Raw genomic sequence first — 26,972 nt, forward strand, 5'->3', positions numbered from 1 at the left:
CGGGCCGCAACAAGAGGTACCGGCTGAAGGTACACGAAAACTGTTCGATCGATACCCAATCATAACGTGGTCTTTGTAACAAGGAGCAACGACGATGGCCGACAACTTGGAGAAAATTCCGACGTCAGACATCAGGGCCGAACTGCATGCGAGGGCCAAGGCGACAGACAAAAAAACGGTAGCATCCGTCAAGGCTGCCCCGGCATCACCGCTTGCCTCCCACCCCACCGGCGAACTCGTCAAGGCGCTGATCAACCAGGAGAAGGTCATCTATGGCGAAGATAATCGAAAGGATTTCTTCGAGTTCAAGTCCGACGCCAAGGTTCGCGAACTCTCCAATTCCGTGGCGGCTCTCTTTTCCGACACCGCCGTCGTCGACAACGGCGATGGCACATCCACACTGCGGACCCGGTCACTCGGTGAGGCCCAGGGACTGTGTCCTGAAGAACGATTTTTCAAACAGCCGATTGGCGCCTTCTGCTCGGGCTTTCTCGTCGGCGCCGATCTCGTCGCGACCGCCGGCCACTGCGCCAACGCCGGAAACGTCACGACGATCCTTTTTGTATTCGGTTTTCGGATGGAAGATGCCGATACGCCGGTCACGCGCATCCCCAACAAGGATATCTATCGCGGCAAGGTGGTTTTGGGCCGCGAGGAGCAGGGCTCCGGGCCGGATTGGGGGCTGATCCAACTGGATCGGCCCGTGACGGACCGTGACATTCTCAAGGTTCGCCGGACGGGTCGCATTGGGGACATCGCGGCGGTTTCCGTCATGGGGCATCCCTCCGGCCTCCCGATCAAATATGCTGACGACGCCAACGTCAGAGACAATACGCCGACCGCCTTTTTCGTGGCGAATCTCGATACCTATGGCGGAAATTCGGGTTCGCCGGTGTTCGGCGCCGATCACGTGGTGGAAGGCATTCTGGTGCGTGGCGAGACAGACTATGTCTCGAACGGAGCATGCAACGTCTCGAAGGTATGCCCCACGACGGGCTGTCGGGGCGAGGATTGCACGCGCATTGCCGAGCTGATCGATCTCCTTCCGCCGGTGTGATGCAGACGCGCCGCCGTTTGGGTGCTGCGAGGCTGTCTGGACGCAAGGTAGCGGCGGATCGGGGTTGGTTTCCACCCCGGTCCACGGCTGCGGATTTCCAGCTTTCCGAAATATCCATTTCATTTCTTCGCGCAGCGAAATTGCGCGCTCCAGTTCGAGGTGACCGGCGATGGATAAGGTCGTTGTTTCCAACAAGAGGGCATTGACCGGTAAATATACCGCAGATGGTCTGGCGAAGATCGAGGCCGCGATCTCGCGCCTCGCGGCTGCCGACAACGCCCGGGGAATCAAGACCGGCCGGATCTACATTGATGCGGCCGATGACATGGCTGATGTCGGAGATTCCGTGATCAACACCCAGGACGAGACCGGAGCGAAGGAGGCGATCGATGCGATCGCGCACAAGTTCAATCCCGATTATCTGGTGCTGCTCGGCGGCCCGGACATTGTGCCGCACATCGGCCTGGATAATCCAACGCCCCGGGACGGCGACTCCCATGTACCGAGCGATCTTCCCTATGCCTCTTCCGCGCCCCATAGCCGCAATATCGAGGATTTCCTTGACGCTGGCCGGGTGGTGTCTCGAATTCCCGCGCCTGCCGGAGACAATCCGGGTTTTCTGACGAGGTTGCTGGACCAGTCCAGCGCTCATGCGTCCCGACCGGTGGCCGATTACGCATCCTATTTCGCCATATCGGCCGATGCGTGGACGGATTCCACCCAGATGAGTCTCAATCAGATATTCGGCAATTTCAACGACCTGAAGCTCGCGCCGCCGGCGACCCATACCGACATTGACGCCGATCTCGCGAAGCGGGCGCATTTTATCAATTGCCACGGTCGGGCCCTCCGGCCGAAGTTCTTCGGTGAAAAGAACGGACAAAAACCGGTTTCCATCGAGGGCTCAAAGCTGGCCGGCAACATAGAGCCCGATACCGTCGTGGCCGCCGAATGTTGCTACGGGGCCGACATGTACGATCACCTTCTTGCCGGAAGCGGTCTGCCGATCTGCCTCAGCTATCTGGAGAACGGTGCCATTGGATTCGTCGGCAGCACCAATATCTCTTACGGCCCGGCGGAAGCGATCGGCGCCGCCGACCTGCTGGCCCAGTTTTTCTGGATCAATCTGCTCAAGGGTCAGTCGCTGGGCCGCGCCTTCCTGCAGGCGAGGCAGGATTTCGTTCGACGGGAGCGGATGTCGGATCCGGCAAATCTGAAAACCATCGGCCAGTTTATCCTGCTTGGGGATGCGTCGGTTCATCCCTGCTCTTTACCTGCACATGTCGCAGCCAGCGCGGGCGTCGGGGTGGTCGATGCGACGATGCAACGTAAGGCGGTCAGACTGGCTCTCGTCAGCAACGGCCAGTCGGTCATGGAGTCGGCATCGAAGATGGGCAAGCTCGTTACCTCGAGGAGCAGGCTTGCAGGACATGCCGACCTGCTGGAAAAGGTTCGGGGACTCGCGGGCCAGCGCGGATTGGAAAAACCGGACGTCGCCAGCTATCGGGTTTCCGGCGGCAGGGTATTTATGAGCTCCGTCAAGTCGTTGGCTGCGAAACCACTGGTGACGGTCGCAATCGAGACCACAAGGAATGAGGACGGAGTGCCGGAGGTGCGGCTCCTGGTTGCCCACTCACTGCGGGAGGATGGCGACATTGCAATCTCGTCCTTGAGAACCTATGTCAGCCGGTAAGATGGGAATCAAACCGGTCGATCTCGAAGGCGATGTGCGAATGGAGACGGTAGCCCCGGGCTCCAAGAGCGAGCGTTCGGCCGTTACCCTGCGAACCCTCGGGGGAGATACCTACGTCCTGCAGACCCAAGACGGCCCGGCTTTCGGCGTTGACGATGCCCTGCAAGCACTGGTCGGCCGCCGGATCCAGGCGTCGGGCGTCGCGTCCGACCAGAACCTGATCCTGAGAAAGTGGATGCTACTGGATTGATCGGCCGGTCGAGGTGCGGCGATCGCTTGGAATGCGTTCTTACCTTGCAGCAGCTACGGATTTGGTTCAGCTTTCGCGACCCGTCCCTGGGCACCAATCAAGCCCGCCGTCGCCAAACATCGTTCTGGCAAATGTAGCTGGACTAGCCAACCGTCGCTTGGCAAAGATGCGGCCATAGATGGCGTCGACGGGGATCGTGGCCAGATCGAGCGGGATGGCCGCGAAAGTGGGCATGGGCACTCAGGCAAAACTCCGCTGCGCGATGCCGTCGGCGACGCCCAGCACGTCATTGGCCCGTCCGCGCTGAAGCGCCGGTCGGATCGACCTCGACGCGGAAACTCATCAGTCGTCCGGCGCGACGGCTTTTTGAAACGGCCGTCGACCTGCCAGGCCGGGAAGCGAAAGCCGCGCGTGGCGCCGTCGAGGCCGAGAACCTGATTCTGCTTGTGTTTGGTATTGACAGTCATGCGGGTGGTGCCGAGCAGATCGGCGAAGGCGTCGGCGTTCAGCATCTCCTCGCCGGCGAGGATTTCCGCGACCTGAAGGTGGCCGCGCGCGCTTTATCAAGCGCGCTGGACAGATCTTCGCCCTGTTGGTCGGGGTCATCCACGGCTGTGATTCTGGCGTCGTCGCTGTAGCCTTTGAGCAGCGGCTTCACCTTTGTGGGCTCGTCGGCCAGCATCGCCACGGTTTTTGCGGGCGCGCGCAGCGTGAAGCCGACGGCGCCCTTGGGAAGGGTTCCGCCTGTGTCGGTCATGAACGCGGTCGTGAGCACTGATTCGATTGCCTTCGCGGCCTTGACCGAGCCGCGGGCGCCGGACTTGGCTTTGACATTCGCCACTGGGCACCTCCTGTCAGCCAATATGGGCGCACTCCGGAACTCGTCAAGTTCGTAAAGATCGCTTTAGGCGAGAGGCAGGAGGTCGAACCGGCCAAAGCGAGGAGCCGGCGACGATTTCGCGCAAGAGGCAATGCAAAGCCGAAAGAACTGCGCTAAGGTTGTGGGATGGAAAGATTCACCCGCTCCGTCACCTCGGAACATTTAGGGCGCTGCTCGAAGAGCGAGCATCGCGGGACCTTTCTCAAGACTGATCGACGCTGCTTCGCATTGCGCCGGCCAAGTGTGCCTTGGCCGGTATCGAACTCCAAATGTTGGTCGGTAGCCGCACTGCAGCATTCGGCGAAGGAGGTATTATTTGCCGCTAGTCGTTGATTGGCCACCGCACGACGAAGATTGGTCCCGCAGAGCAGAGAGCAGCAAGCTATCACCCCGAGCCTTTCATATGGGCGCGGGCATGAAAGTATTCTCAGTCACTTTATAGAGTTTGATGTGGGAGAACTTTGGAATGCGAAGCCGTGTCACGTTCCAGTTGCAGCGGATCCTCGAGCAGACGCACGAGGCCAAATCACTTCAGGCAATGAGCTTCGCGAAGACGCTCGCTCCCGGCGCGCAAGCCACCATCCGACCTAACGTTCCCGACGGGTTCTCGGCGCACGATTATGCAATTTTTCTGCTGCATGTCGCCGCCGAGATCGAGCACGGCCTTCTCATCCAGTATCTTTTCGCGGCTTACTCGCTTGGCGGATCTCAGGTGCCAGAAGCGCATCGCGACGAGGTGGCGCGCTGGCAGGGCATCATCCTGGGCGTTGCGCGCGAGGAAATGGGGCACCTCATCACGGTCCAGAACTTGCTAAAGCTGCTCGGCGGCCCGCTCAATCTCGAGCGCGATGACTTCCCCTGGGACTTGCCGTTCTATCCTTTCCCGTTCGCGCTCGAGCCACTGAGCCTTAAACTGCTCGCACGCTATGTCTGCATCGAGAGCCCGGAGAAGTGGCCGGATCGTTGGGTTGGACGCAAGGCTGACATCGAGAAGCTGGCATTCCCGGGCGGCGCGAGCGACTTCAAGCGTGTTGGTGTCATCTACGCGACTTTGAAGGCGCTGCTTGGGGACAAAAAGCGAATACCCGACGCGCTGTTTCATGCAGACACGCTGAGCTTCCAGGCGAGTTTCGCCGAATGGGGCCGCGGCTATGCGAAAGGCGCGCGGGGCGCGGTCGACAAGGCAGCCAAGATCCCTGATGTCCTAATCCAAACTGCTTATTCCCGATCCACTGCGTTGCAAGCCCTCGATGCCATCGCAGAACAGGGTGAAGCTGCCACCGATGACATTAGAGACCCCTCGCCATCGCATTTCGAGCGGTTCATGGAGTTGTTCCTCGCGATAGAGGCGGTATCGACGTGGAGTCCTTGTCGGCCAGTGATCAGCAATCCTCGCGCGGTCGGCGATCCCGGCGCGGTGCCCGGCACGCATTATATCGACAACGAAACCTCGCGAATCTGGGCGCGCCTTCTCAATCTGCGCTACCGCATGCTGCTTGCCTACGTTGCCCACAGTTTTCGGATTTCGGGAGACTATGGTCCGGCCGACGGACTGGCCCGGGGTTCGGTGCTCAATCGCGCGTTCGGCGAGATGTATAATCTCAGGGCGCTAGCAAACATATTGGTCACGCTACCGGCAGGCGATCCGGCTAAGCCGGAGCGCGCAGCGCCCAGCTTCGAGCTTCCTTATTCGATGGCGCTGCCGGTGCTCGAGCGGGATGCGTGGCGCCAGCATGTCGACCTATTGCAGGCCTCGGAGACTCTGATCGCGCGGCTACGCGGAAGCGCCGGGAAGGGCGCCGATTCCTTCCTCGAATCACTTGATGCGCTCGACGCTCAGGCGATTATTGCCTTTGAAGCCGCGATGCAGCGGAGTTCCGCACCGGGTCTGGCTTACGGCGGGGGAGGGCGCGCATGACGATCCAGGAACTTCGTATTCTGCCGCCGCTGGCGGTCGCGCGGCTTGGCGCCTCGTCGACGCCGCTGGCGGCTTATCGGCTGGACGTCGATGCGGAAGCGGCACTTGGGTATCGCAGGATCGTGCCCGACGAGACGTTCGAGCTGCGTGTCGAAACAGGCGAGATTGCGCGCGTTTATGTGCCTGAGCGCATCAAGTTTCGCGACGGCGATGACGTGCGACCAGTTGCGCCCTTCCTCGAGGTATTCGCGAGAACCGCCGATGATCTGCTCGAGCCGTTGACCGTTGAGTTGCTTGACGCGCATGGCCTCAAGCCAGCAGATCTGCGCTGGATCGTTCACCTGGGATGCCGCAAGATCGAGCGCCGCACCTTCGATCCCAATGATCGGATCGAGGCCATTGTCGAAATCAATGACTACGCCCGCCATCCCATTCACGCGACCTGCACCAATTTCCGTGACGGCAAGACGCTGCCACTCGGTTGGGTGCAATATATCCGTCCGAACGAAGAGTTCCCTGAGATACGCTTCCGCTTCACGCCGGCCGCGGGTCATGTCTACGGTGCGAGTCCGTCCGGCATGCCCTATGATCCGAAGGGGCCGGAGCCGGTGCATACCGACCCGAATGTGCCACCCGAGCGCATCCTTTACGATCCGGCGAAGGGACGCTGGCTCGGCTACAAGGAAAGTGGGACGGGCAGTTACCTGCTGACCAATCCCGGCGCGATTTTCACGTCGGACGCCGATGGTCAGAGCGTGGGCTATTTCGACGACGAATGCGACGGACTGGTTTCGGTTTCTCTTCAGGTAGCCGGAAAGAAGCTGTCCGCCTTCGCGCGTATCGGTGCGGGGCCGCCGACCTTCGCACCTGACACGATTCCGATTCGCACCGTTGCTGACGAATTGGAACAGGCCGCCTTCGGCGTTGCTCATGAGGACCCGGCAACGCTCGCTGAAGCCGAGGAGATATTGCGGCGCGCAGTTGAGACCGTCCGGCTGTTCAACACCGCAGCGTTAAACGGCAACACCATCCAGGGCCGCACAAATCAGACCAGCACGATGGTGCGACAGGATGCGAATGATTTCGGCCGCTTTTTTGAACCGATCATGGCGCCGGCGATCGTCGACAATCATGCGATTCTGGCGCTGCATCAAAATGTTCTCACAGCGCTACGCAGCGGCACCGGCGCCTGGTTCGCCGACGCCCTCCGCCGGCCCGAGGAGGTCGGTGACCTGAGCGATCTAGGCCGACGTAAGATGCCCGCCATGATGCGCGGCGCTGACGGCCGGCATTTGGTACTGACGCGTCGCCAGATCGACGCCGTAGTGATGGCCGCCATGGGCAGCCTGTTTTCCGATCCAGTCGAGGCATCCGCATGAAGATCTCGCCAAGCAATCTTGCCGCCCAGCTTAGCTATCGCGGCCGCGGCAACCCCTGGAACACGAAGCCGGTCACGGCGATCTCCAACTGCTTCCCTGGTCTCGAATTCGATTTTCGGGTCATTTGGCGTCGGATGTTCGAGGGCCTGACGTTAATCGAGTGCCACAACCTCGTCGTTGAGGCGGGGCACCCGCACGCGGGGCTCAAACATCACCGCCTTCTCGCGATCGAAGACCCTGCTACCAGCGCGGGTCGATTGCCGCTGGTGGTGCCGACCACGGGCGTTCAGATGCCCGGCTATGAAGGCAATCTTGGCAGCCCGAACAACAAGAATGGCGTTTCCTTCATGGAATGGGCGAACAGCCTGGCGCGAATACATGAGGCACGCAGCCGCACGATCTTTGGTTATTTCACGGCCGAGAAGTCTCCCGAGGAAGTGCTGATGCCGGAGGACGAGGCGGACGTCGCCAAGCTCATCAAGGTGGAGCTCACCGTCCGTCCGATCTTCGAGACGAGCCCTGTCGACGGCAAGCCGATGGCCCTTATATCGCAGCAGCTCGTTGAGCCGGGCGAACTTACCCAAGGGCTCTGTTCGCCCTGGCAGAACGACTATCGCGAATGTGCCTGCTACTACTGGGCCGCCAGCCGCCCCGACTACGTCAATGTTGTGGAAGGGGCCGACGGCACCAGCGTAGGCGACAACTGGATGGCGATCGAACGACCCAGAGGCGGGGGCTACGTTCTCGATGACCGCAAGGATGGCGCGGTCTGGAGCTATGATCAGCTGTTTCAGAACTGGCAGGGTTTCCTTAAATTCGTGGTCGGAGGATCGGAAGAGCAGGACCGACTCGATCGCGAAGACAGGAGTTAGCCTATGGGGATCGCGTCCGCCACTATCGATGCGTCACGTCCACGATCACGTGATGCGCACCTCTTGAAATGGGGAGATGCCGCGCAGCTCTTCCTGCCCGATGGCAGTCAGCTCTTTGACATCGATGAAGCGCTGGCCGAAGCGCTGAGTGGCGCCCTGGAATCCGGCGGCGGCGGGGCTGCGGTAGAGAAACTGCTCGCCGAGCTTGACGTCCTGCCTGTGTCGGATCGCTGTTCGGGCGTACCCGAGGATCGGCGCGTGCGCGCCCTTTCCCTCGCTGTCGCCCAAAGTTGCAATCTCGGCTGCAGCTACTGCTATGCCAAGGGAGGTTCGTTCGGTAGCGCACCGAAAAGCATGAATCTAGAAACGGCACGGGCTGCGATCGACTTGATGCTACGCGAGACGGAGCCCGGCGAGCGCGCCAACTTAGCCTTTCTCGGCGGCGAGCCCCTGATGGGTCGCGATGTTGTTCACGGCGCAACCAACTATGCCGCGCGCCGTGCATCTGAGCGCGGGATCAAGCTTTCCTTCTCGATTACCACCAATGGGACGCTTATAGCCGAGCGCGACATCGAACTGTTCGAAACGCATGGCTTCGCAGTTACAGTCAGCCTTGACGGGATTGGTGCAGAGCATGACCGCCAGCGGCCGTTCAAAGGCGGGCGAGGCAGCTATGCGCGGATTCTCGAACGCATTACGCCGCTGGTTCAGCACGCGCATTGCTGCCAGGTGTCGGCGCGTGTGACAGTGACGCCGCGTAATCTCGATCTTCCGGCAATGCTCGACGAATTCATCGGCCTCGGTTTCCACAGCGTCGGTTTTTCGCCGATGCTTTCGGCTCCTGACGCTGAGAACGAAATGCAGCACGATCATCTGATCGAGATGCTCGAACAGATGCTCGCGTGTGGACGCGCATTCGAGGCAAGGACGATCGATGGGGAACGCTACCCCTTCCTTAACATGCTAAATGGCCTGCGCGAAATCCATCGCGGAACGCATCGTCCTTATCCTTGCGGCGCGGGCGTGGGCTATCTCGGGGTTTCGGCCGACGGCGAACTCGCCGCCTGCCACCGGTTCGTCGACGCGCCCGAAGGCGCAATGGGCAACCTTGCCGACGGCGTAGACCGAGTAAAGCAGACGGCGTGGCTTGATGCGCGGCATGTCCATGCACAGCCGGGATGCCGGTCATGCTGGGCACGCTATCTGTGCTCAGGCGGCTGCCATCACGAGACGCTCAGCCGCGGTCGCCCGGCATGCGACTTCATTCGCGGCTGGCTGCATTATGTGATCGGCGCTTATGGCCGCCTCGCGCGGGCCCGCCCCGATTTCGTCGACCAGATTGCTCGATGAACGGTGCGGTCGAAATCCTTGTCGTCGGTGGAGGACCTGCGGGCAGCGTCTCCGCTTTAATGCTGCGCCGGTTGGGATTTCGGGTAAGATTGATCGAAACGAGTGATCGCCCGCGACCGCACGTTGGCGAAGCCATCAGTCTGGGCGTTCACCGGCAGCTCACGGATCTCGGACTCGGTGAAGCGTTGGATCGTGCCGGCTGCCGGTCGTTTGATGAGTACGACGAGCATTGGGAGCGAGCTGAGGCCATCGTCCGGCAGGCGCCGCCTGGGTCAGCGACGATCGATCGGGCACGTTTTGACGCAGCGTTCTGGAGCTTATGCAGCGATGCTGGAGTCGAGGTGCGCTTGGGCCAACAAGTCGAGCGAGTCGATCGGCTAGTGGACGGCGGCTGGAATGTTCGGACCGTCGGTGGCGAGCGCTACGACGCCGCGTTCTTAATCGATGCGACGGGTCGGAGAAGCCTTCTGCCCAGAGCGCGTCGCGCGTTCGGACCGCGGACCCTTGCGCTCCACGGCTACTGGCGAGGCGAAGGCCTGCCGACCCGTCCGCATATCGCGGCCGGTGCCAGCTGTTGGACATGGGGGGCACCGGTCGACGGACTAGGCTTCAGCGCGATCCTTTTTGTCGATCGTCATGCCCTTGCCGAGCATGGTCCCAACCTTCGCGAAGCCTATGCTCGGGGCCTTGCGAAGACAGGATTATTGTCTTTGCTTGCAAATCGGGCAAATTGTTCGGTGGTCTCGGCCTGCGACGCCAGCGCGTGGCTTGATGACGAGGCGTGCGGGCGCGGTTTCATCAAAGTCGGCGAGGCCGCGCAAAGCCTCGACCCGCTGGCGTCAATGGGAGTGCAGAAGGCCATTCAGTCGGCACGGAGCGCTGCGGTCATCGTCAATACTTTGCTGCGTCGCCCTGACGCGCAGTCGATCGCCCTAACTTACCACCAAGATCTGCTCAAGCGATCGGCGCACGCCCATCGCCGCGCGACAGCAGAAATATATGCGCGCAGTAGATTTGCGGACATGAGTTTCTGGCAGGCGCGTTGCGAAGGAGCCAATGCGAGGGTTAAGATGCGAACGCCCACCTCGCTATCGTTCTCAGGCACGGCCTCCATCAAACTTGATATGTCGCGGCTTATTGAACACCCCTGCTTATGCGGAGACTATGTCGAGCTGCGGCCTGCTGTGCTTACTGGGTCGGAGCGGGAGCCCGTAGCCTTTCTCGGCGATGCAACCGTGGCGGGGATTGTCGCGGCGGTTAGAAGCAGCGCTACCTGGGACGCGTTGCGAACTTCGCTCGCGCATAACCGCGATGCCACAACGGCGGACCACATCTGTGCGTGGTTGGTCCACAATAAAATCCTGCACGTGGGCGCTCCAGCATAGCATTATGTTAGTAGTAGCAGCGCGATGCTTGTACCTTCGCCTCGACCTTGGGAGGACGTCATCGGCACGCGCTCGGGGGGGCCCGCGGCTCGAGGATCTGCATAGCGTTGACCTTGGGATGCGACAACTAGCCTTGATACAGAAAGAGCGGGCGGCGTTGGAGCGACGCCCGGCAGCGGAAGATGCCCGCCGGGAAAAATAAAGAAGCCGGTTAGAAGCCGCGCGCAAGGTAAGCATCCGGTGAAGACCGCGATCGGATCACTTTCGACTCAGGCGGCTTGATTGACGGATGGCGGCGCACCAATTCCATGGCAGCAGTTCGTCGAGCCTTTGGATGGGATGTTCGGCAATGCGCGCAAGGACGTCGGCGAGCCAGGCCTGTGGATCGATGTCGTTGAGCTTGGCGGTCATGATCAAGGTCGCCATGACCGCGGCACGGTCGGCACCGCGATCTGATCCGGCGAACAGCCAGGACTTGCGGCCCAGGGCAAAGCCGCGCAGGGCTCGTTCGGCTGCGTTGTTGGTCAGGCAGATCCGGCCATCGTCGATGAAGCGGGCGAACCGATCCCAACGCTTGAGCATATAGTCGATCGGCTCGGCGACCGAGGCCGAGCGCGACAGGCGACCACGCTGCTCGCGCAGCCAGGCTTCCAGAGTCTTCAGTAGCGGCGCGCTTTGCTCCTTACGGATACGCATCCGCTCGGCAACAGCAACGCCATTGATGCCGCGCTCGATGTCGAACAAAGCGTCAATGCGTTTGACCGCCCCCAGCGCGATCGGCGAGATCGCTCCTGAATTCTTGCCTCGTCTTGCATTGGCGGCGATGTCCGCCAGTTCGAAAAACTGCCGCCTGGCATGGGCCCAGCTTGCGTCAGGATAAGTCCTGGAAAGGAGGAAGAATGTGACCTGAAACCTTTCAACGTGACCCAGAGGGTTCGACGCCCTCGCGGCAAAGGCGGAGCCCGCCAGCCGGAAGCGAGTCTTGCATGGGTGACGGCAACGTCATTCGTGAAGCGTAGACAGCGGGTACTGAAGCCCTGTGGCAGCCTCGAAATCATGGTCGTGCTGAAGCCTTCGCCGTGTTGGATCCGGGGGCAGCACTGGGAAAGCCGCTATGGTCAGGCTTACCGGTTCGGCCGGGGTCTCAGAGCAGGGCAAAGGTACGGGATGGGCCACCAGGAAACCTGAGAGGTCCCGTTTGTGTCCACATGAATCGGCCGGACAGGAGCACCGGCCTGAACAATGCTCCGGGCCCGATGACCGACTTGGCGAACATCGGGAGCGCAGACGCGAACACGAAACACCAAGGCATGTGGAATCCCGAGGCGAAGACATAAGCTGACGGACATGCGCGGCGGGAAGTCGTAGCGGCTTCGTAGTACCGAGGAAGGCGGGGAACTGGGCTCACCGGGACCCGCTGGAGGGAAGGGAGCCGTCACGCGTTAAGACCCATTGACGAGAAACACGGGAGGGAACCCTGAGTCCCGCAAACCTGTCCACGAAACGACAATGGATAGCCGATCTGGCGAGGCAACATCCCGAGCGGGTGCTGACCGCGCTGCATCACCTGATCGACCGTGAATGGATGCTCGAGGCTTATCGTCTGACGCGCAAGGATGGCGCGCCCGGCGTCGACGGCATGATGGCGACGGACTATGAGGCGAACTTGGAGGTCAATCTTGATGATCTCCTGGCGCGCATCAAATCCGGCCGTTACATCGCGCCGCCGGTGCGACGGCACTACATCCCCAAGGCGGATGGCACGGAACGGCCGCTGGGCATCCCGACACTGGAAGACAAGGTGGCGCAGCGGGCGATTCTCCTGCTGCTAGAGCCGATCTACGAGACGGACTTCTTGCCGTGCTCGTACGGGTTCCGATCGGGACGATCGGCCCATGACGCCCTGCACGCTCTACGTACCGGGTTCATGGAACAAGGGCTGCGCTGGGTGGTGGACGTCGATATCTCGAAATACTTCGACACCATCGACCACGCACACTTGCGCCGATTCCTCGACCAGCGAGTCACGGACGGTGTCGTCCGGAGGATGATTGATAAATGGCTGAAGGCGGGGGTGCTCGAAAAGGGCATCCTGCGCCGCACGACTGTTGGAACGCCCCAAGGCGGCGTGATCTCGCCACTGCTTGCAAACATCTACCTGCATTATGTGCTGGACGAATGGTTCGAGCAGGTGGCGCGACCGCGGCTCAAGGGGCGGTGCCAACTGGTTCGATACGCTGATGATGCGGTGATTGCCTTTGAGGACCACCTGTCCGGCAAGCGATTGCTGAACGTGTTGGCCAAGCGGCTTGATCGGTATGGGCTTCAACTCCATCCGACCAAGACTCGCTTCGTAGACTTCCGGTTCAAACGCCCAGGCGGGCGTCATCCTGCGACGGCGGGGACCACGTTCAACTTCCTTGGCTTCACCCACGTGTGGGGTCTGTCGAGGCAAGGCAAGAATGTCGTCCGTCAGATAACGGCAAAAGACCGTTACGCACGCGCGCTGGCTTCTGTGATGGAATGGTGTCGGCAAAACCTGCACTGTTCGTTCAGGGAGCAGCACGCCCATCTGTCACGGGTAATCCGGGGGCACTGCGCCTACTACGGCATCTCCGGAAACGGCCGACGCATCAGATGGTACCACCACCAAGTCACGCGGATATGGAGGAAATGGCTCGCACGGCGTGGCCGCCACAGCAATCTGCCGTGGACGCGCTTCCGGGCCATGCTCGCGCGATACCCACTGCCAACAGCCAAGATCGTCCACCAATATGCTGCCGTCTCGTGAGCGAAGCTTGCGCGTGAAGAACCGGATGCGGGTAATCCGCTCGTCCGGGTCTGTGAGGGGCGGGGATGGCAACACCCCCGCCTACTCGGCACAACGCCGACGTGATCGGTCCCTCCGCGCGCGCGGGATCGTACAACTCGTTATAGCCGTTGTAGGCATCGGCCTGCAGGATGCCGCTGAAGGCCTTCAGATGTCGCACGGGATGTTCGTGCCGCCGGTCGCGTGAGGCATAATACAGCGCCGCCGGCGGCGCCCGGCTGCCAAAGGGACGGTCGTCGCGAACATACGTCCAGATGTGTCCCTTGATTGTCTTGCCCTTGGCCAGGATCGGCACATTTGTGTCGTCGCCATGCAGGCGTTCGGCACCGAGCACATGCAGCTCGATTAGGCCGTGCAACGGCTGCAGCACGGTCGTGCAGGCGCCGACCAGGTCGGCCAGCGTCGACAGGCTCAGATCGACACCTTCCCGCGCATAGCGCTCGCTCTGTCGGTTCAGGGGCTGGTGCTGGCCGAACTTCTCGAACAGGATCATCGCCAACAGGTTGGGCCCGGCGAAGCCGCGCGGCGTCACGTGGAACGGCGCCGGAGGCTGGGCGATCGTCTCGCAGGCCCGGCACGAGAACTTCTCGCGCACGGTCTGGATCACCTTCCACTGCCGCGGAACCACCTCCAGCGTCTCGGTGATGTCCTCGCCAAGCTTCGACAGCCTTTCCGAGCCGCAGCATGGACAGCTGGCCGGCGCCGCGATCACGACGCGCTCGCGCGGCAGGTGGTCGGGGAACGGCTTGCGCGAAGGCCGCTTGCGCTGGAACGACTGGACGGCCTCAGATCTCACCGCCGCCTGCTTGGCCCCCAGTTCATCCTCGGTGGCGGTGGCTTCCAGTTCTTCGAGCTGAAGCTCCATCTGCTCCAGCAATCGCGCCGTGCGTTCCGAACGGGTGCCAAAGAGCTGGCGCCGCAGCTTCTCAATCTCGAGCTTGAGCCTGCCGATGAGCGCTTCTGTGCTTGATAGATCAGCCCGAGCATTGGCGACCTCGGCCTTGGCGCGAGCGGCTGCCGCCTGAGCGTTGGCCGCAAGCGCCTCTGCCTCAACCCGCGCGGCGCGCTCGGCGAGGATCAGCGCATGCGCTGTGGCAAGATCGGTGGGGAGCGATTCAGAACTGTCGATCACAATCCGATGGAATCACATCCATCAATAGCCGCAAGCAGAATCATCACCCCATCGAGGTCGGACGCCAGCTCTCCTGCGGATGGCGCCAGTCGATCCCCGACAATAGATAACCAAGCTGCGCCGGTGAGATGGTCACCACACCGTCGGCCGCGCTTGGCCACAGGAACCGGCCGCGCTCCAGCCGCTTGCTGAACAGACAGGCGCCCTGGCCGTCATGCCAGATCACCTTCAACAGATCGCCGCGTCGGCCCCGGAAGCAGAACAGATGGCCGCTCAGCGGATCATGCTTAAGCACTTGCTGCACCAAGAGCGCCAGGCTGGCGAAGCCCTTCCTCATGTCGGTATGGCCCGTGGCAAGCCACACCCGCACCCCGGTCGGCAACGGGATCATCGGGCTCGTCCATCCGACAACGCAGCCACAGCCGCCGTCAACGTCGCGGGATCGACCGCGCCCGTGATCCGAAGCTGCACTCCGCTTGCAAAGGCGATCTCGATCGTCCCGCCAGTGCCTGCACGAGCGGTCCATGCCGGCTGCTCCGGCGCAACCGAAACCGCCGCAAATTGTACCTCGTCCTCCGGCCGCAATGCTGCTGCGCGCCCGATGGCGCCTGTTCGCGCCTGCCGCCGCCAAACCGTCAGGAGATTGGGATGCACGTCATGCCGACGTGCCACTTCGATGACGCTCGCCGATGGCGCCTGGCTCTCTCCAACGATCCGAAGCTTCTCGACCGTCGTCCATCGCCGCCGCCGCTCCGGGCCCGAAAGAACCGAAACCTTGCTCACGTTTGCTCATTTGTTTGCAAATTAATCCGCAAACTATCGCAGGCAAAGTTGCTGCCCAGAAGGCGGCCCTCACCGGAGGGTTACCGCGCAAGCGGGCGAGGGCGTAGATGGCGCGGACGGACTCGGCCAAGCGAGGGCGTGTGCGAAGTCCGGCCGGTCGCCTTGCGGCAGCCGAGAGCAGGTGAAGCGCGCTTCATCCTGTCGTGGCGGGCTCGCGTGGCCACGCGTCCCACCGGCCGGTCCCTTCGCGCGTTCCTAATTCGTTGCGTCGCGATAGCGTGGCGGCAGGCCATTCACAAGGTTGCAGGACACCCGATACAGGTCATGGGTGCCAATCTTGGCGAAGCGCTCGCCAATGGGCTCGGCCCAGAAACGCGCCGCCAGATAACCTTTTCCGTGCCAGAACTGCTCAAGCCACTTGGCAAGTGCAATGGCGCCTTTTTCGTTCAGGCTGTCCGGATGTGCCTGCGGTGCATCGTCCGGACTAATGCTGCAGATATGCACGGAAGGTAAACCTCCGCTTAGGTCTGGTATGATACGCATGTTCTTCTCCAAAAGGGTTGATCGACGGGCGGCATATAGCCGGATCGCGCCCCGGCGATTCAATCGCAGAGTCGCTTGCAAGAGCGAAAAGCAGCACATTGAATTCGGGCGTATGATCATTCACCCGATCGCGCGTATGCCCGAAATAATCTTTGTTACGCCGGGCCCACTGTCGCCGCTGTCTTGCTCTTTTGTCGCAGTTGCCGCATCATAATGTCGCAGGCGGAGGTAGAACAGAAAAATGGGGCTGCAGGAATGATCGACTCTCCCTGATCAACGGCCATGTGTGGAAAAGTTCGACTCGTATTGAGTCCGATCCTTGCGCACAATTTGTCCCTTAGGGTGCCATCAGCGACGTTGTGAGGTCACACCAGCCATGAACCGTTGGCGGGAACGAAGACTTATTGGTCTGCTACCGAACGGCGTTCCCATGTCGCGTCACAAGCAGATGCGGCTGAGGCGAAACACTGATCTGTCTTGTATCCTCGATCGATCAGCAAAGATAGTGACCGTGGGCTGCTCAAGACTTTCGCCAAGTTGGCCGGAGCATGACGTTTCAAAATGCGTCTCATGGTCCCTCACGTAACGCGTCAGCTATCTATCTCAAAGTTCGTTCTAGGAATATATTCCATAATCTATGTTATGCGAGCAATAGACCACCGTTAGAAGAGCTGCGACGCGCGCCTATTTGCAGCGCTACGGCAAGCCGATCGCATTCTACTCGGATAAGCACGCGACGTTCCGGGTAAACAAGGGTCGGGGCGCCCGGAGGTGACGGCATGACCCAGTTTGGCCGGGCGTTGCACGAGCTCAACATCGATATCATCTGTGCCAACGCTCCGCAGTCGAAGGGTCGCGTCGAACGAGCCAATGGAACGCTGCAAGATCGTCTGTTGAAGGAGATGCGGCTGGCCGGAATCTCAACCATCGAGGCCGGCAACGCATTTTTGCCCGCGTTCATGGAAGGCTGCAATCGGTGGTTTGCGAAGCCTCCCTTCAGTGACAAGGACGTGCATCGACCGCTGACTGAGCACGACGTCGTCGATGATGCCTTTGCCTGGAAGGAAGAGCGCACGGTATCGCAGAGTCTGACGCTGCAATACGACAAGATGCTGTTCATCCTCGAGCCGAACGAGATTACGAGCACCCTCGCCCGCCAGCGCGTCACCGTGTTCGACCATCCGGACGGGCGGCTTGTGATCAAGCACAGGGGCCGTGCGCCGCCCTACCGGACGTTCGACAAGGTGCGACAAGTCGACCAGGCGGAGATCGTCGAGAACAAGCGGTTAGGGTCGGTTCTGGCGTACACTTGCTGAGCAGCAGAAGCTGCTCGACTTCAGCCGCAGCCAGAAGGCTCCGCGGCGACGTGGCCAAGGTCCGAGCTTGTTCAAGGCGGGCTAAAACCCGCAAGTCGACCAGTCGCCGTCGCTGGCATTGGGGCTCTCATCCGGGCGCCCGGCCGCTGCGCAACCCCGGCCAGCTTCGCGTCCGTGCGCCCTCCTCGCCGGGCCTTGCGGTGACATTTCTAACGAGCGCAATCAGCGACTTGTCGTAAGCGCTGTTCAGCGGCCACCTACCGGTTGACGGGGTGATCTGCGAGTCTGCGGTTTGTTTGAACCGTTAGGCTTAGAATGGACACAGAGCATAGTGCTATCACGGAGCCGGTGAGGCGGCTTGAGGTCTTCACTGGAGCCGGCCGTCGGCGGAAGTGGAGCGACGAGGACAAGGCGCGGATTGTTGCGGAGATCGTTGCGAGCGGCGACTCAGTCTGTTCGGTAGCGCGACGGCATGGATTGTCGCCGCAGCAGTTGTTTGGCTGGCGCCGTCAGTTGCGAGAAGCTGCGGGCGGTCATTCCGAAGTGGAAGAAGTACAGTTTGTGCCGGCGGTGGTGGATGCCGTAGTGCCGGCGCCCGCTCTTGGCCGTGAGCGCAAAGCGGTGCGCTGCAAGGCCAAGACGGATTCCGGGATCATCGAGATCGAAGTTGACGGCATCACGATCCGGGCCGGTCGTGGTGCCGACCCAACAATGATTGCGTCGATCGTCCAGGCGCTGAAGGCGAGCCAGTGATCGGTCCGTCGGGTGCGGTCCGGGTGATGGTGGCGACCAAACCGGTAGACTTCCGCAAGGGAATGGAGGGGCTTGCTACCCTGGTGCGCGAGAGCATGGGGGCTGACCCATTCTCGGGAGCTGTCTATGTGTTCAGGGCCAAGCGGGCGGATCGGATCAAGCTGGTGTTCTGGGACGGAACGGGTTTGTGTCTGTTCGCCAAGAGGCTGGAGGATGGAATCTTCCGCTGGCCGAAGATCGAGGACGGTGTGATGCGTCTGTCGGCGGCGCAATTGTCGGCGCTGCTGGAGGGGCTCGACTGGCGGCTTGTGCATGAAGCACGGGCGACGCCGGCGCCAACACAAGCGGGATAGTTGTTGGCGGTGCTGCGGCGAAGTGAATCAGGAGCGTCGGACGCGTCGCCAGTTGGCGGCGAATATGCTCTGAATTGGGTGTGAGCGACGCCCTGCCTGACGATCCCGAGACGCTGAAAGCGATGCTGCTTGCGGAGCGGTGCGAGAGCGAACGGCTGCGTCAGATCATCAAGGAACTGCAGCGGCATCGGTTTGGCCGGCGGGCAGAGACGCTGCCTGAAGATCAGATGCTGCTGGGCCTAGAAGACGTCGAGCAGGTGGCAGCGTACGGCGAGACGGCGCAGGACGTCAGCGCACCTGAAGGCCGTGAGGTGCAAGCCGGTAGGCGCCGCGTCAACCGTGGCGCCTTGCCGGCGCACCTGCCGCGGATCGAAGTCGTCGTCGACATCGAGGACAAGACCTGTCCCTGCTGCCAGGGCGAGTTACATCGGATCGGCGAGGATAGAAGCGAGCGGCTGGACCTGGTCCCGGCGCAGTTCCGGATCCTCGTTACCCGGCGTCCCAAATACGCCTGCCGCGCTTGCGAGGACGGTGTCATGCAGGCGCCGGCCCCGGCCCGGTTGATCGAGGGCGGACTGCCGACCGAAGCAACCGTCGCCCAGGTTCTGGTGTCCAAATATGCCGATCACCGTGTGTCCTGGAACACACCAACGAAAGGAGGTTTGGAAGCTGCGTGAGAGATAGAGCTGGCGCCGGTTGTTTGGACAGCGCCCCGCGGGATTTAAGTGGATTCCTGCCGGGTTATGCTGAACGCGGGGCCTTACGATTTTGTCGTTGCGTCGGGAGGGCGTAGCCCGACCAGAGCGACGACAAAATCGTCGGCGACGGTCATGCGGCGATCACCATAGCTTGCGTGCCGAAGTAAGCCTCGTCGGGCGTGCGCCCGTCAAGGCTCGAGTGAGGGCGTCCCTGATTGTAGAAGGCCAGATACTTGGCAATTGACGCTCGCGCCTCGGACACGCTGTCGTAGGCGCGGAGATAAACTTCTTCGTATTTGACCGTGCGCCAGAGCCGCTCGACAAACACGTTGTCGCGCCAGGCGCCCTTGCCGTCCATGCTGATGGCGATCTTCGCGTCCAGCAGCACATCGGTGAACTCGAGGCTGGTGAACTGGCTGCCCTGGTCCGTGTTGAAAATCTCGGGCCTGCCGTGCTTCGCCAACGCCTCCTGGACCGCTTCGACGCAGAAGGCCGCCTCCATTGTGATCGAGACGCGATGGGCCAGGACCCGTCGGCTGAACACATCGACGACCGCCGCGAGATAGACGAAGCCACGCCGCATCGGAATGTAGGTGATGTCCATTGCCCACGCCTGGTCGGGCCGCTCGATCTTCAATCCGCGCAACAGGTACGGGTAGATCTTGTGACCCGGTGCCGGCTTACTCGTGTTCGGGCGACGATAGACCGCCTCGATCCCCATGCGCTTCATCAGCGTCGCGATGTGGCGGCGACCGGCGTATACGCCCTCCCGCCGCAGCAACGATCGCTGCATACGCGCTCCCGCGAAGGGATAATCGAGATGCAGCTCATCGAGCCGACGCATCAAGGCAAGGTCCTCGGCCGAAACTGGCCGAGGTTCATAGTAGACCGTGCTGCGAGCCAGCTTCAGGACCTTCGCCTGGCGCACGATAGAAAGATCATGACCGCGGTCGATCATCGCTTTGCGCTCAGCAGGCCCGCCTTGGTGAGCGCGCCGGACAAAAAATCGTTTTCCAACGCCAGCTCGCCGATCTTGGCATGTAACGCCTTCAAATCGACCGGCGTCTCGGCCGACGCCTTGTCATGCCCAAACACGCCGGCGGCGCCTTCCAGGAGCTGGTTTTTCCAGATCGTGATCTGGTTCGGATGAACATCAAACAGTTGCGCCAGCTCCGCCAGCGTCTTGTCGCCTTTGACCGCAGCCAAAGCAACCTTCGCCTTGAATGCCGGAGAATGCATCCGGCGGCTCTTCTTCGTCATCTTCGCTCCTGATTCGCAGCAAGAATCCTCGCCGCTGTCAGGCAGAAAATCCACTCAAGCTACTGTCCGAATTTGCGGAGCCAGCTCTGATGAGGGCGGGCCCCTCGGAGCCGACGATCAGGCGTTGGCTTCAAACCGCCGCGAGCTGCTGTCGTAAAGAGCGATGGTAGTGAGCGTCGCGGAAAAGGCGGGCTTCGACCCGTCAGGTGAGATCCAAGGAGACGAGCGAAAGCAAACCGCCGATGAACTGCCGAAAGCATATTGTCGACGTCAAAACCCGAGCTGGTGGTCGCCCGGGGATTAGTGCAGGCGGAGTCCTGAAGACCGGCCTGTGCGGCGTCCGGCTCGAAGGCGGCGTGAACTTGGATCAGGCTCTTACGTGGAACAGGAGAACCTGTCGTTCCGATGCTAAGGAAGACGGTCGAGCGGGCGAACCCTGCGAGATCCAGCGTACCGATGCGGGACACAGGGGCAGAACGGTTCGTAGTAGGGATGAAGGCGCCGTAATGGCGCCGGACCGAAGGGGCCGTGGCGTTCAGCTCTCGGCTGCGGCCAACCGGTGACGGGAGGAGCCGTATGACGCGGGCAAAGCCGTTCGCCATCCCGAAGCGGGAGGTATGGGAAGCCTTCAAGAGAGTGAAGGCCAACCAAGGAGCGGCTGGAGTTGACGGGCAGTCGATCGAAGAATTTGAGAGCCGGCTTTCGGCCAATCTCTACAAGCTCTGGAATCGACTGTCCTCAGGCAGCTATATGCCGCAGCCGGTGCGCCGGGTGGACATCCCGAAGGCGAATGGTGGAACGCGGCCGTTGGGAATCCCCACCGTCGCCGACCGTATTGCGCAAGAGGTTGTTCGACGCCGACTGGAGCCGTCGCTGGAACCTATTTTCCACGCCGACTCCTACGGCTATCGCCCCAAGCGCTCGGCAGTCGATGCTATCCGGGTGGCGCGTCAGCGGTGCTGGCGCTCCGATTGGGTGCTCGACATCGATATCAAGGGCTTTTTCGACAGCATCGATCACGAGCTGCTCCTCAGGGCTGTGTGCAAGCACACGGATTGCGCCTGGGTTCGGCTCTATATCGAACGCTGGCTGAAGGCGCCCGCGATGCTCGACAATGGCAAGCTTGTCGCGAGGGAACGGGGAACGCCACAGGGCGGTGTCATCTCGCCGCTACTCGCAAACCTGTTCCTGCACTACGCGTTCGACATCTGGATAGAGCGGGAGATGCCTGGCATATTGTTCGAACGATATGCTGATGACATCATCTGTCACTGCCAGACTGAACGTGAAGCGCTGAGGTTGTGGCGTGCTGTTGATGAACGGTTCGCCGCCTGCGGTCTGGTCCTCCATCCGCAGAAGACCAAACTGGTCTACTGCAAGGATACCAACCGAAAAGGCGAATACGGATGTATCAGCTTCGACTTCCTCGGATACACGTTCCGTCCGAGGCTGGCGAAATGGCGGGGCGGCCTCTATGGGGTCTCGTTCTTGCCGGCAGCAAGTCCGACGGCGCTGAAGGATATCCGGCGTACGTTGCGTAATTGGGGCCTTCAGCGGCGCAGCGACAAAGTGCTGCACGATCTCGCTCGGATGTTCAATCCCTGCATCCGGGGTTGGATCGGCTACTACAGCCACTTCTACAAATCTGCTCTCTATTCGACGATGCGTCGGATAGATGCGCATGTCCTCAGATGGGCGGCTCGCAAGTTCAAGCGCTTTCGTCAGCGTCCCCGTGACGCTCGGGCGTGGCTGGCGCGGTTGGTCCGGGCTCAGCCCGAACTCTTCGCTCATTGGCCGCTTCTCTATGGCCGAGGCCGAACGCTGGGAGCCGTATGAGCCGAGAGGTTCACGTACGGTTCTGGGAGCGCGCGGGGGTGAGATTCCCCCGCGCGACTCGCTTGCCGCTCTATCGGCAGGCTCAGATTTACGCCCGCCAGGGCATTGAGCTCGATCGTTCGACGCTGGCGGACTGGGTGGGACAAGCAGCCTTCCACCTGCGTCCGTTGCATGAGCGCCTCCTCGGCAAGCTCAGGCGACGGCCAAAGCTGTTCGCCGACGAGACGACGATGCCGGTGCTCGATCCCGGCCGAGGGCGCACCAAGACCGGTCAGCTCTGGGCCTATGCAGCGGACGACCAGCCATGGGGCGGCGCCGATCCGCCGGGCGTCGCCTATGTCTATGCTCCCGATCGCAAAGCCGACCGACCAATCGCCCATCTGGCAGGCTTCAAGGGGATCCTGCAGGTCGATGGCTATGCTGGCTATGGCAAGCTGGCCGAGCGTGGCGACGTTCAGCTTGCATTCTGCTGGTCCCACATGCGGCGTAACTTCTACGAACTCGCCGCCCCCGGTCCCGCGCCCATTGCGGGCGAGGCGCTCAAGCATATCGCCGAGTTCTATGCCATCGAGAAGGACATCCGTGGCCGTAGCGCCGAGGAGCGCTGTCTCGTTCGGCAACAGAAAAGCCGACCGCTGGCGGAAGCCTTCGAGCAGTGGCTCCGCGCAAAGCTCGCGTTGATCAGCCAAAAGGGCAAGCTGGCCGACGCCATCCGCTATGCGCTCTCACGCTGGGAGGGCCTGACGCGCTTTATCGATGATGGCCGTATCGAGCTCGACAACAACGCCGTAGAGCGCTCGATCCGTCCGATCACGCTCAACCGGAAAAATGCGCTGTTCGCAGGCTCCGACGGTGGTGCCGAGCACTGGGCTATCATCGCCTCCCTGGTCGAAACCTGTAAGCTGAACGATGTCGATCCGCTTGCCTACTTGACCGACGCGCTCACCAGGATCGTCAACGGTCATCCGAATAACGAGATCGATCACCTGCTGCCGTGGGCCTATTGCCGTCACGACCTCAAAGCTGTGGCCTGAAAACAGCGCTTACGACTTGTCTATCGAGTTCCAACATGATTTTGCTGCACTATCAATTTCTTAAGAGCGTTGCGCGTTCTCCGCGAGACACTTCGGCGGCGCGCCGGGCCGAGCATCGTGGTTGCCTCAGGAATGCGAGCAGATCGGAGGCGCCGCATTGTCCAACGGTCGAGCAGCGAAATTGACGTACTGACGTGATAGACCCCGCTACATTGCGGGCTCAACTTTCAGATGCCCGCTCGCGACGCGAGCCATCCAGATCTTCTCCGTCAGTTCACGACAGTGCTCACGCAGCCGTCATCTAAATTCGATTTGCTGTCGCCGGAACATTTGGAATGTATCCGAGCTGCCCCTCGAGAGCCGCCAGGGCCTGGCGAGCTCCCTCTAACCGTGCGGTCGCCTCATCCGAGACCTGTCGCGCCTCATTCAATCGAACGACCGCTTTCGCACCGGCATCAAACAGCTTGCTCCGTATTGATGGAGATCGATCCTCGAGAACTGCGCGCTCGAGCTCGGGCAGCATGTTCATGAGCGCTCGATGTGCGAGCGCTTGCACGGTTTCAGACTTCTCGGCAGCGGTAAGAGCCTCTCGGTAAAAAAGTACCGCCTCGATGGCTTTCTCTTCAAGATGGAGATCGTCGCTCAATCACTCATTCTCGCTACTTGCATCGTGAAATAACCAGCCGTTTCTTCTGTTCTACGGACGCTGGCGGCCTGTGAGCTCGCGATAACAGGCATCCAGCTCACCGAGCTCAATCGCTCGCGCCGCCGCGCTAGTAAGGCTAAGTGGATCTCCATTTGAGAATCGAAGCATTTTTAATCCTCGATGAACGGCTCTAGGGCCGTTCGCAAACACCTATGATCGTACAACCTGACGCTACGTGCGCTTCAAGCCGTTTGTGCTCATGCTCAGCCGACGGGCGTGGCCACAACCAGTTCGCGGGGCCTTCTCGTAGCGTGCCGAGACCGAACGTTGGTCGTGTTCTCAGTGATGGTGTAGGTCGGTAGAGCAAAGCCGCCCGCACGCGCGCCTCAAATAGCGCCGTAGCGGGCGGGCGGCTTTGCGGTGGTCACCGGCAGTTCTCCGGTAGGATCGGGTTGCGACACGCCAACGCAACCGAGGAACCACCGATGACCGACGATATGATGAACCTGCGGACGCTCGTGGAGAAGACCCCTGATGCCGATCTGTTGCGCGAGATGATCGGCTTTGCCGCCCAGCGGTGTGTTTCGGCATGGAATAAGGACCCCGTTTTCGGGGTGATCGGCATCCAATCGGGACCCCGGGATAAGGGCCACAGTGGCTTCCATCGAGTCATGGAAGCCGAGGTTGGGATGCTGGTGGTGGAGACGATTGGTAAGATCCGTCGCGCCTACTTTGTTGATGGTCGTCCGATCAAGGCGATCACTGCCGAGAACTTGGCGTATCGCGGAAGGTGGTTCGCAAGGTCATTCGTTCTCAAGCGACGGAGTTCCGGTACGAGCGCGAGACGCAGCCGCTCCCGAAGATGGGTGCCTGGAGTGCCGAGCTTGATCGGTTGCTGGCAGGGAATGAGAGCAAGGCGCATTTGGTGCGGGCGACTGGGTGACCATTGCATTAGCTGGGTTGTACGGGTGGATTGGAAATTCGAGCGACGTTTGAGATCACGCTCGCAGGTCTTCGCGGAACGCACTTGAAGTCATTCCCGCAAACAGAGGACGATTTGCCACAACGCCGCCGAAGGTTAGAGGGAATCATTGGCGTGGCGTGAACGTCACGCTGATCGATCTCCACGTCAATGCTCTTGGTCATCGTTTCTATCGCGCGGCCGTCATTGTGCTTGTCCGGAAAACATTGGTTTCATTCGTCGATGATGGCAAGCTGAGCGATCTCCAGTCTGCCCACAACTCAAAAGGGGATTAGGTTCGAGGCACGCGTCGCCCTTCTTTTCAGATTGAAGATAAAATGAAGACTCCAGAGTCCAATCACGGCGAGCGCCGACAAACCGGAAAGCATCAGGACGGTGGGCGAATGCGTGAATGCAATGCCCCAGTCCGGCCAAACGATGACGCCGCTATCGAAGGTTTCGGCACTGTTCGAGCAGATGGCGCCAAAGGCGGGGTCACTGCTGAGCTCAGTGTTGATCCGTTCTTGAAGAGCCTTCGCAGCCGATTGACCGTCACTCATTTCTGCCATGTGCGCCAAGAGCGCACGTGCGCCTGCGAGATAGGCGTGCGAGCATTCATTGAAGGGACTACCCTCATCGGTCAGACTGCCCGGAACAAGGCCCCAAACACACGCAAAGTATTGCAGGCTGACGAAACCCGCGAGCCGGAGGAAGATCGGATCCGTTTGCAGATGGTGAGTGGCCTGATCGAGGATCGTGGCACGATATTTGGCAATGACGAGCATTTCTCCATGAGCAATAGCAGGAATAGCAATCCCGACCACAGGGCCTTTTCGCACAATTTGATGATGTGCCCAGGCTGGTGCGCAGACCGCGAGCCAAGAGGCGACGGTGAAGAGCCATACGCACCCCGCATTGGCCAACATTCTCTCGAGCCGACTGGTCATCGCACATCCTTCAAGGGCACCAGCGCCGAGAATGTCCAGCGCTCGCCAAATGCTGAGAGTTCGGCTCGCGTCAACGGCGCGATGTCGATGTGCCGAAAAGAGTCAGGGCCGACTCCAAGAGCATGCACGATTGCTGCGCGGATGACCGACGTGTGCGAAATTGCAAGGATTGAGCGAGGATTGGAGGACAACCCGTCCATCCATTGGCCGACGCGCCTCACCACATCCACGAACGACTCTCCTCCGTGCGGTGCGGCACGTGGATCTCGTAGCCAGACGGCAAGACCCTCAGGGGCCTTTAGTCGAACTTCTTCAAGGGATAGCCCTATCCAGGAGCCGAAATCGCAGTCCCGCAACTGCGGCAGGACTGCTGCCTCGAGGCCAAGCATCTCCGCAGTCTGGCCCGCGCAAAGTGACGGGCTGCGCAAAACAGCATTGAAGAAGGAGAGATGGCCGGGAAGCTTAGACAGTCCCTCTCGAACGCTAGAATCGAGAGAACCGTCGGATGCGAATGCAACAGCATTGCGTGAGCATGTGGAGGCTGAACACAGCAGATGAAGGCGGATCGTGCCGGTCCGGCGCGCAACCATTCATACCATCGCGTCGCGTAAAGGTAGTCGCCGCTCGACAAGCGCTCGCTCGGCCGCTACGCCAAACAACAGACCCAGCGTTGCCCACATGACGATTTGGCCACCAAACGACGCGATGCGAAACTGCCAAAGTAACGTGGCCGGGAAACCGTCGGGTACTTCATCGAGTGCGGGCATCGCTAGCGAAATAAAGATCATCACGACGACATAGCCCCCCCCCGCGATTAGCGCCGAATTCCACTCGCCAAAGCGGCTATTGACGCGCCTCCGCAGCACCCGCCTGCGCGACGAGTGCCTGAACGAGCACCTGTTTGCCAATCTCAACGAGGCTCGCCGGATCATCGAAGAGTGGAGGATCGACTACAACACCAACCGACCGCACACGAGCCTCAACGGGCTCACACCGACCGAGTTTGCAACCCGCCCCAACAGGGGCCAAACCCAGAACAGACTCTCCTTATAAACGAGGGCAAATCGGGGAGCAGGGTACGCCTCCGGTGGAGGCC

At 61.0% G+C, this 26,972-nt stretch carries 22 protein-coding genes and 7 pseudogenes; 18 read left to right on the top strand and 11 right to left on the bottom strand.

All coding sequences use genetic code 11. The features are described 5' to 3' along the window. The first annotated feature begins 94 nt into the window (after positions 1 to 94). The 3 genes from HAP48_RS00485 to HAP48_RS00495 all read left to right on the top strand — a co-directional run bounded on the left by HAP48_RS00485 (position 95) and on the right by HAP48_RS00495 (position 3,000). Positions 95 to 1,057 (top strand): trypsin-like serine peptidase, encoded by a 963-nt coding sequence (locus HAP48_RS00485; protein ID WP_166217251.1) that lies wholly within the window; start codon positions 95 to 97, stop codon positions 1,055 to 1,057. Positions 1,058 to 1,226: 169 nt separating this feature from the next. Beyond that, positions 1,227 to 2,750 (top strand): C25 family cysteine peptidase, encoded by a 1,524-nt coding sequence (locus HAP48_RS00490; protein WP_166217254.1) that lies wholly within the window; start codon positions 1,227 to 1,229, stop codon positions 2,748 to 2,750. Beyond that, the gene (locus tag HAP48_RS00495; RefSeq protein WP_166217257.1) at positions 2,737 to 3,000 is read left to right on the top strand and encodes a hypothetical protein; all 264 of its coding nucleotides are present in this window, start codon (positions 2,737 to 2,739) and stop codon (positions 2,998 to 3,000) included. The genes HAP48_RS00490 and HAP48_RS00495 overlap by 14 nt, the downstream gene beginning before the upstream one ends. Positions 3,001 to 3,505: 505 nt before the next feature. On the opposite strand, the gene HAP48_RS00500 is transcribed toward HAP48_RS00495, so the two are convergent. Further along, positions 3,506 to 3,841, bottom strand: a complete 336-nt coding sequence (locus HAP48_RS00500; RefSeq protein ID WP_166217260.1) for a hypothetical protein — start codon at positions 3,839 to 3,841, stop codon at positions 3,506 to 3,508. Between the two features lie 505 nt (positions 3,842 to 4,346). Here HAP48_RS00500 and HAP48_RS00505 point away from each other — a divergent pair. From HAP48_RS00505 to qhpG, 5 genes are read left to right on the top strand one after another with little or no spacing between them, the layout of a single operon-like run. Beyond that, positions 4,347 to 5,798 carry a ferritin-like domain-containing protein gene (locus tag HAP48_RS00505; RefSeq protein ID WP_166217263.1) on the top strand — a complete coding sequence of 484 codons (1,452 nt, stop codon included), beginning with the start codon at positions 4,347 to 4,349 and terminating at the stop codon, positions 5,796 to 5,798. Then, positions 5,795 to 7,177 carry a hypothetical protein gene (locus HAP48_RS00510; RefSeq protein WP_166217266.1) on the top strand — a complete coding sequence of 461 codons (1,383 nt, stop codon included), beginning with the start codon at positions 5,795 to 5,797 and terminating at the stop codon, positions 7,175 to 7,177. The genes HAP48_RS00505 and HAP48_RS00510 overlap by 4 nt, the downstream gene beginning before the upstream one ends. Next, positions 7,174 to 8,049, top strand: a complete 876-nt coding sequence (locus HAP48_RS00515; protein ID WP_166217269.1) for a hypothetical protein — start codon at positions 7,174 to 7,176, stop codon at positions 8,047 to 8,049. The genes HAP48_RS00510 and HAP48_RS00515 overlap by 4 nt, the downstream gene beginning before the upstream one ends. A 3-nt stretch (positions 8,050 to 8,052) precedes the next feature. Further along, entirely contained in the window at positions 8,053 to 9,399 is a 1,347-nt protein-coding gene (locus HAP48_RS00520) for a radical SAM/SPASM domain-containing protein (RefSeq protein WP_166217272.1), read from the top strand. Beyond that, positions 9,396 to 10,784: a flavin-dependent monooxygenase QhpG gene (gene qhpG / locus HAP48_RS00525; protein WP_166217275.1), complete on the top strand. Its 1,389-nt coding sequence runs from the start codon at positions 9,396 to 9,398 to the stop codon at positions 10,782 to 10,784. The genes HAP48_RS00520 and qhpG overlap by 4 nt, the downstream gene beginning before the upstream one ends. 258 nt (positions 10,785 to 11,042) lie before the next feature. Here the strand turns inward: qhpG and tnpC (HAP48_RS00530) are convergent. Continuing rightward, positions 11,043 to 11,648 (bottom strand): annotated as a pseudogene (tnpC, locus tag HAP48_RS00530) (IS66 family transposase); the annotation flags it as partial. 682 nt (positions 11,649 to 12,330) lie between these two features. Here tnpC (HAP48_RS00530) and ltrA (HAP48_RS00535) point away from each other — a divergent pair. Next, positions 12,331 to 13,575, top strand: a complete 1,245-nt coding sequence (gene ltrA / locus HAP48_RS00535) for a group II intron reverse transcriptase/maturase (protein ID WP_224496549.1) — start codon at positions 12,331 to 12,333, stop codon at positions 13,573 to 13,575. A gap of 88 nt (positions 13,576 to 13,663) precedes the next feature. Here ltrA (HAP48_RS00535) and tnpC (HAP48_RS00540) read toward each other — a convergent pair. The 4 genes and pseudogenes from tnpC (HAP48_RS00540) to HAP48_RS00555 form a co-directional block, all read right to left on the bottom strand. Beyond that, positions 13,664 to 14,695, bottom strand: a pseudogene (tnpC, locus tag HAP48_RS00540) (IS66 family transposase); the annotation flags it as partial. Positions 14,696 to 14,789: 94 nt separating this feature from the next. Further along, on the bottom strand, positions 14,790 to 15,137 hold the full coding sequence (gene tnpB / locus HAP48_RS00545; protein WP_166217278.1) for an IS66 family insertion sequence element accessory protein TnpB: 348 nt from the start codon (positions 15,135 to 15,137) through the stop codon (positions 14,790 to 14,792). Beyond that, positions 15,134 to 15,529, bottom strand: coding sequence for an IS66-like element accessory protein TnpA (tnpA, locus tag HAP48_RS00550; RefSeq protein WP_166217281.1), 396 nt, complete (start codon positions 15,527 to 15,529; stop codon positions 15,134 to 15,136). The genes tnpB (HAP48_RS00545) and tnpA (HAP48_RS00550) overlap by 4 nt, the downstream gene beginning before the upstream one ends. 255 nt (positions 15,530 to 15,784) lie before the next feature. Further along, on the bottom strand, positions 15,785 to 16,072 hold the full coding sequence (locus HAP48_RS00555; protein WP_166217284.1) for a hypothetical protein: 288 nt from the start codon (positions 16,070 to 16,072) through the stop codon (positions 15,785 to 15,787). A gap of 676 nt (positions 16,073 to 16,748) precedes the next feature. Here HAP48_RS00555 and HAP48_RS00560 point away from each other — a divergent pair. The 4 genes and pseudogenes from HAP48_RS00560 to HAP48_RS00575 all read left to right on the top strand — a co-directional run. Further along, positions 16,749 to 17,473: pseudogene (locus HAP48_RS00560) on the top strand (transposase family protein); the annotation flags it as partial. A 230-nt stretch (positions 17,474 to 17,703) separates the two neighbouring features. Then, complete coding sequence (gene tnpA / locus HAP48_RS00565; RefSeq protein ID WP_166217287.1) at positions 17,704 to 18,141, top strand: IS66-like element accessory protein TnpA; 438 nt, start codon at positions 17,704 to 17,706, stop codon at positions 18,139 to 18,141. Then, on the top strand, positions 18,138 to 18,494 hold the full coding sequence (gene tnpB, locus HAP48_RS00570; protein WP_092304020.1) for an IS66 family insertion sequence element accessory protein TnpB: 357 nt from the start codon (positions 18,138 to 18,140) through the stop codon (positions 18,492 to 18,494). The genes tnpA (HAP48_RS00565) and tnpB (HAP48_RS00570) overlap by 4 nt, the downstream gene beginning before the upstream one ends. A gap of 122 nt (positions 18,495 to 18,616) precedes the next feature. Further along, positions 18,617 to 19,123, top strand: a pseudogene (locus HAP48_RS00575) (transposase domain-containing protein); the annotation flags it as partial. 199 nt (positions 19,124 to 19,322) lie between these two features. Here the strand turns inward: HAP48_RS00575 and HAP48_RS00580 are convergent. Then, a protein-coding gene (locus HAP48_RS00580; RefSeq protein WP_166206328.1) for an IS3-like element ISRj2 family transposase occupies positions 19,323 to 20,452 on the bottom strand; the annotation gives its coding sequence in 2 pieces (ribosomal slippage) (positions 19,323 to 20,200 and positions 20,200 to 20,452; 1,131 coding nt in all). A 576-nt stretch (positions 20,453 to 21,028) separates the two neighbouring features. Between HAP48_RS00580 and ltrA (HAP48_RS00585) the strand changes: the two genes are divergently transcribed. Further along, the gene (gene ltrA / locus HAP48_RS00585) at positions 21,029 to 22,288 is read left to right on the top strand and encodes a group II intron reverse transcriptase/maturase (RefSeq protein ID WP_166208709.1); all 1,260 of its coding nucleotides are present in this window, start codon (positions 21,029 to 21,031) and stop codon (positions 22,286 to 22,288) included. A gap of 53 nt (positions 22,289 to 22,341) precedes the next feature. Further along, positions 22,342 to 23,322, top strand: a pseudogene (gene tnpC / locus HAP48_RS00590) (IS66 family transposase); the annotation flags it as partial. 301 nt (positions 23,323 to 23,623) lie between these two features. On the opposite strand, the gene HAP48_RS00595 reads toward tnpC (HAP48_RS00590), so the two are convergent. Continuing rightward, the gene (locus HAP48_RS00595; RefSeq protein WP_166217290.1) at positions 23,624 to 23,968 is read right to left on the bottom strand and encodes a hypothetical protein; all 345 of its coding nucleotides are present in this window, start codon (positions 23,966 to 23,968) and stop codon (positions 23,624 to 23,626) included. Between the two features lie 689 nt (positions 23,969 to 24,657). On the opposite strand from HAP48_RS00595, the pseudogene HAP48_RS00600 reads away from it, so the two are divergent. Beyond that, a pseudogene (locus HAP48_RS00600) lies at positions 24,658 to 24,905 on the top strand (IS21 family transposase); the annotation flags it as partial. Between the two features lie 164 nt (positions 24,906 to 25,069). Then, a complete protein-coding gene (locus tag HAP48_RS00605) occupies positions 25,070 to 25,225 on the top strand; it encodes a hypothetical protein (protein ID WP_166217293.1) in 156 nt (51 codons plus the stop codon). On the opposite strand, the gene HAP48_RS00610 is transcribed toward HAP48_RS00605, so the two are convergent. The 3 genes from HAP48_RS00610 to HAP48_RS00620 are packed head-to-tail and all read right to left on the bottom strand — an operon-like array spanning position 25,211 to position 26,808. Next, positions 25,211 to 25,876 carry a hypothetical protein gene (locus HAP48_RS00610; protein WP_166217296.1) on the bottom strand — a complete coding sequence of 222 codons (666 nt, stop codon included), beginning with the start codon at positions 25,874 to 25,876 and terminating at the stop codon, positions 25,211 to 25,213. The two genes, HAP48_RS00605 and HAP48_RS00610, sit on opposite strands and share 15 nt — an antisense overlap. Next, positions 25,873 to 26,466, bottom strand: a complete 594-nt coding sequence (locus HAP48_RS00615) for a histidine phosphatase family protein (protein ID WP_166217299.1) — start codon at positions 26,464 to 26,466, stop codon at positions 25,873 to 25,875. Before HAP48_RS00615 ends, HAP48_RS00610 begins: the two co-directional genes overlap by 4 nt. After that, complete coding sequence (locus tag HAP48_RS00620; protein WP_176399293.1) at positions 26,467 to 26,808, bottom strand: CbtA family protein; 342 nt, start codon at positions 26,806 to 26,808, stop codon at positions 26,467 to 26,469. On the opposite strand from HAP48_RS00620, the pseudogene HAP48_RS00625 reads away from it, so the two are divergent. Beyond that, positions 26,744 to 26,929, top strand: a pseudogene (locus HAP48_RS00625) (integrase core domain-containing protein); the annotation flags it as partial. The gene HAP48_RS00620 and the pseudogene HAP48_RS00625 overlap by 65 nt on opposite strands. Positions 26,930 to 26,972 lie beyond the last annotated feature (43 nt).

It is taken from the genome of Bradyrhizobium septentrionale (assembly GCF_011516645.4).
Lineage (GTDB): Bacteria > Pseudomonadota > Alphaproteobacteria > Rhizobiales > Xanthobacteraceae > Bradyrhizobium > Bradyrhizobium septentrionale.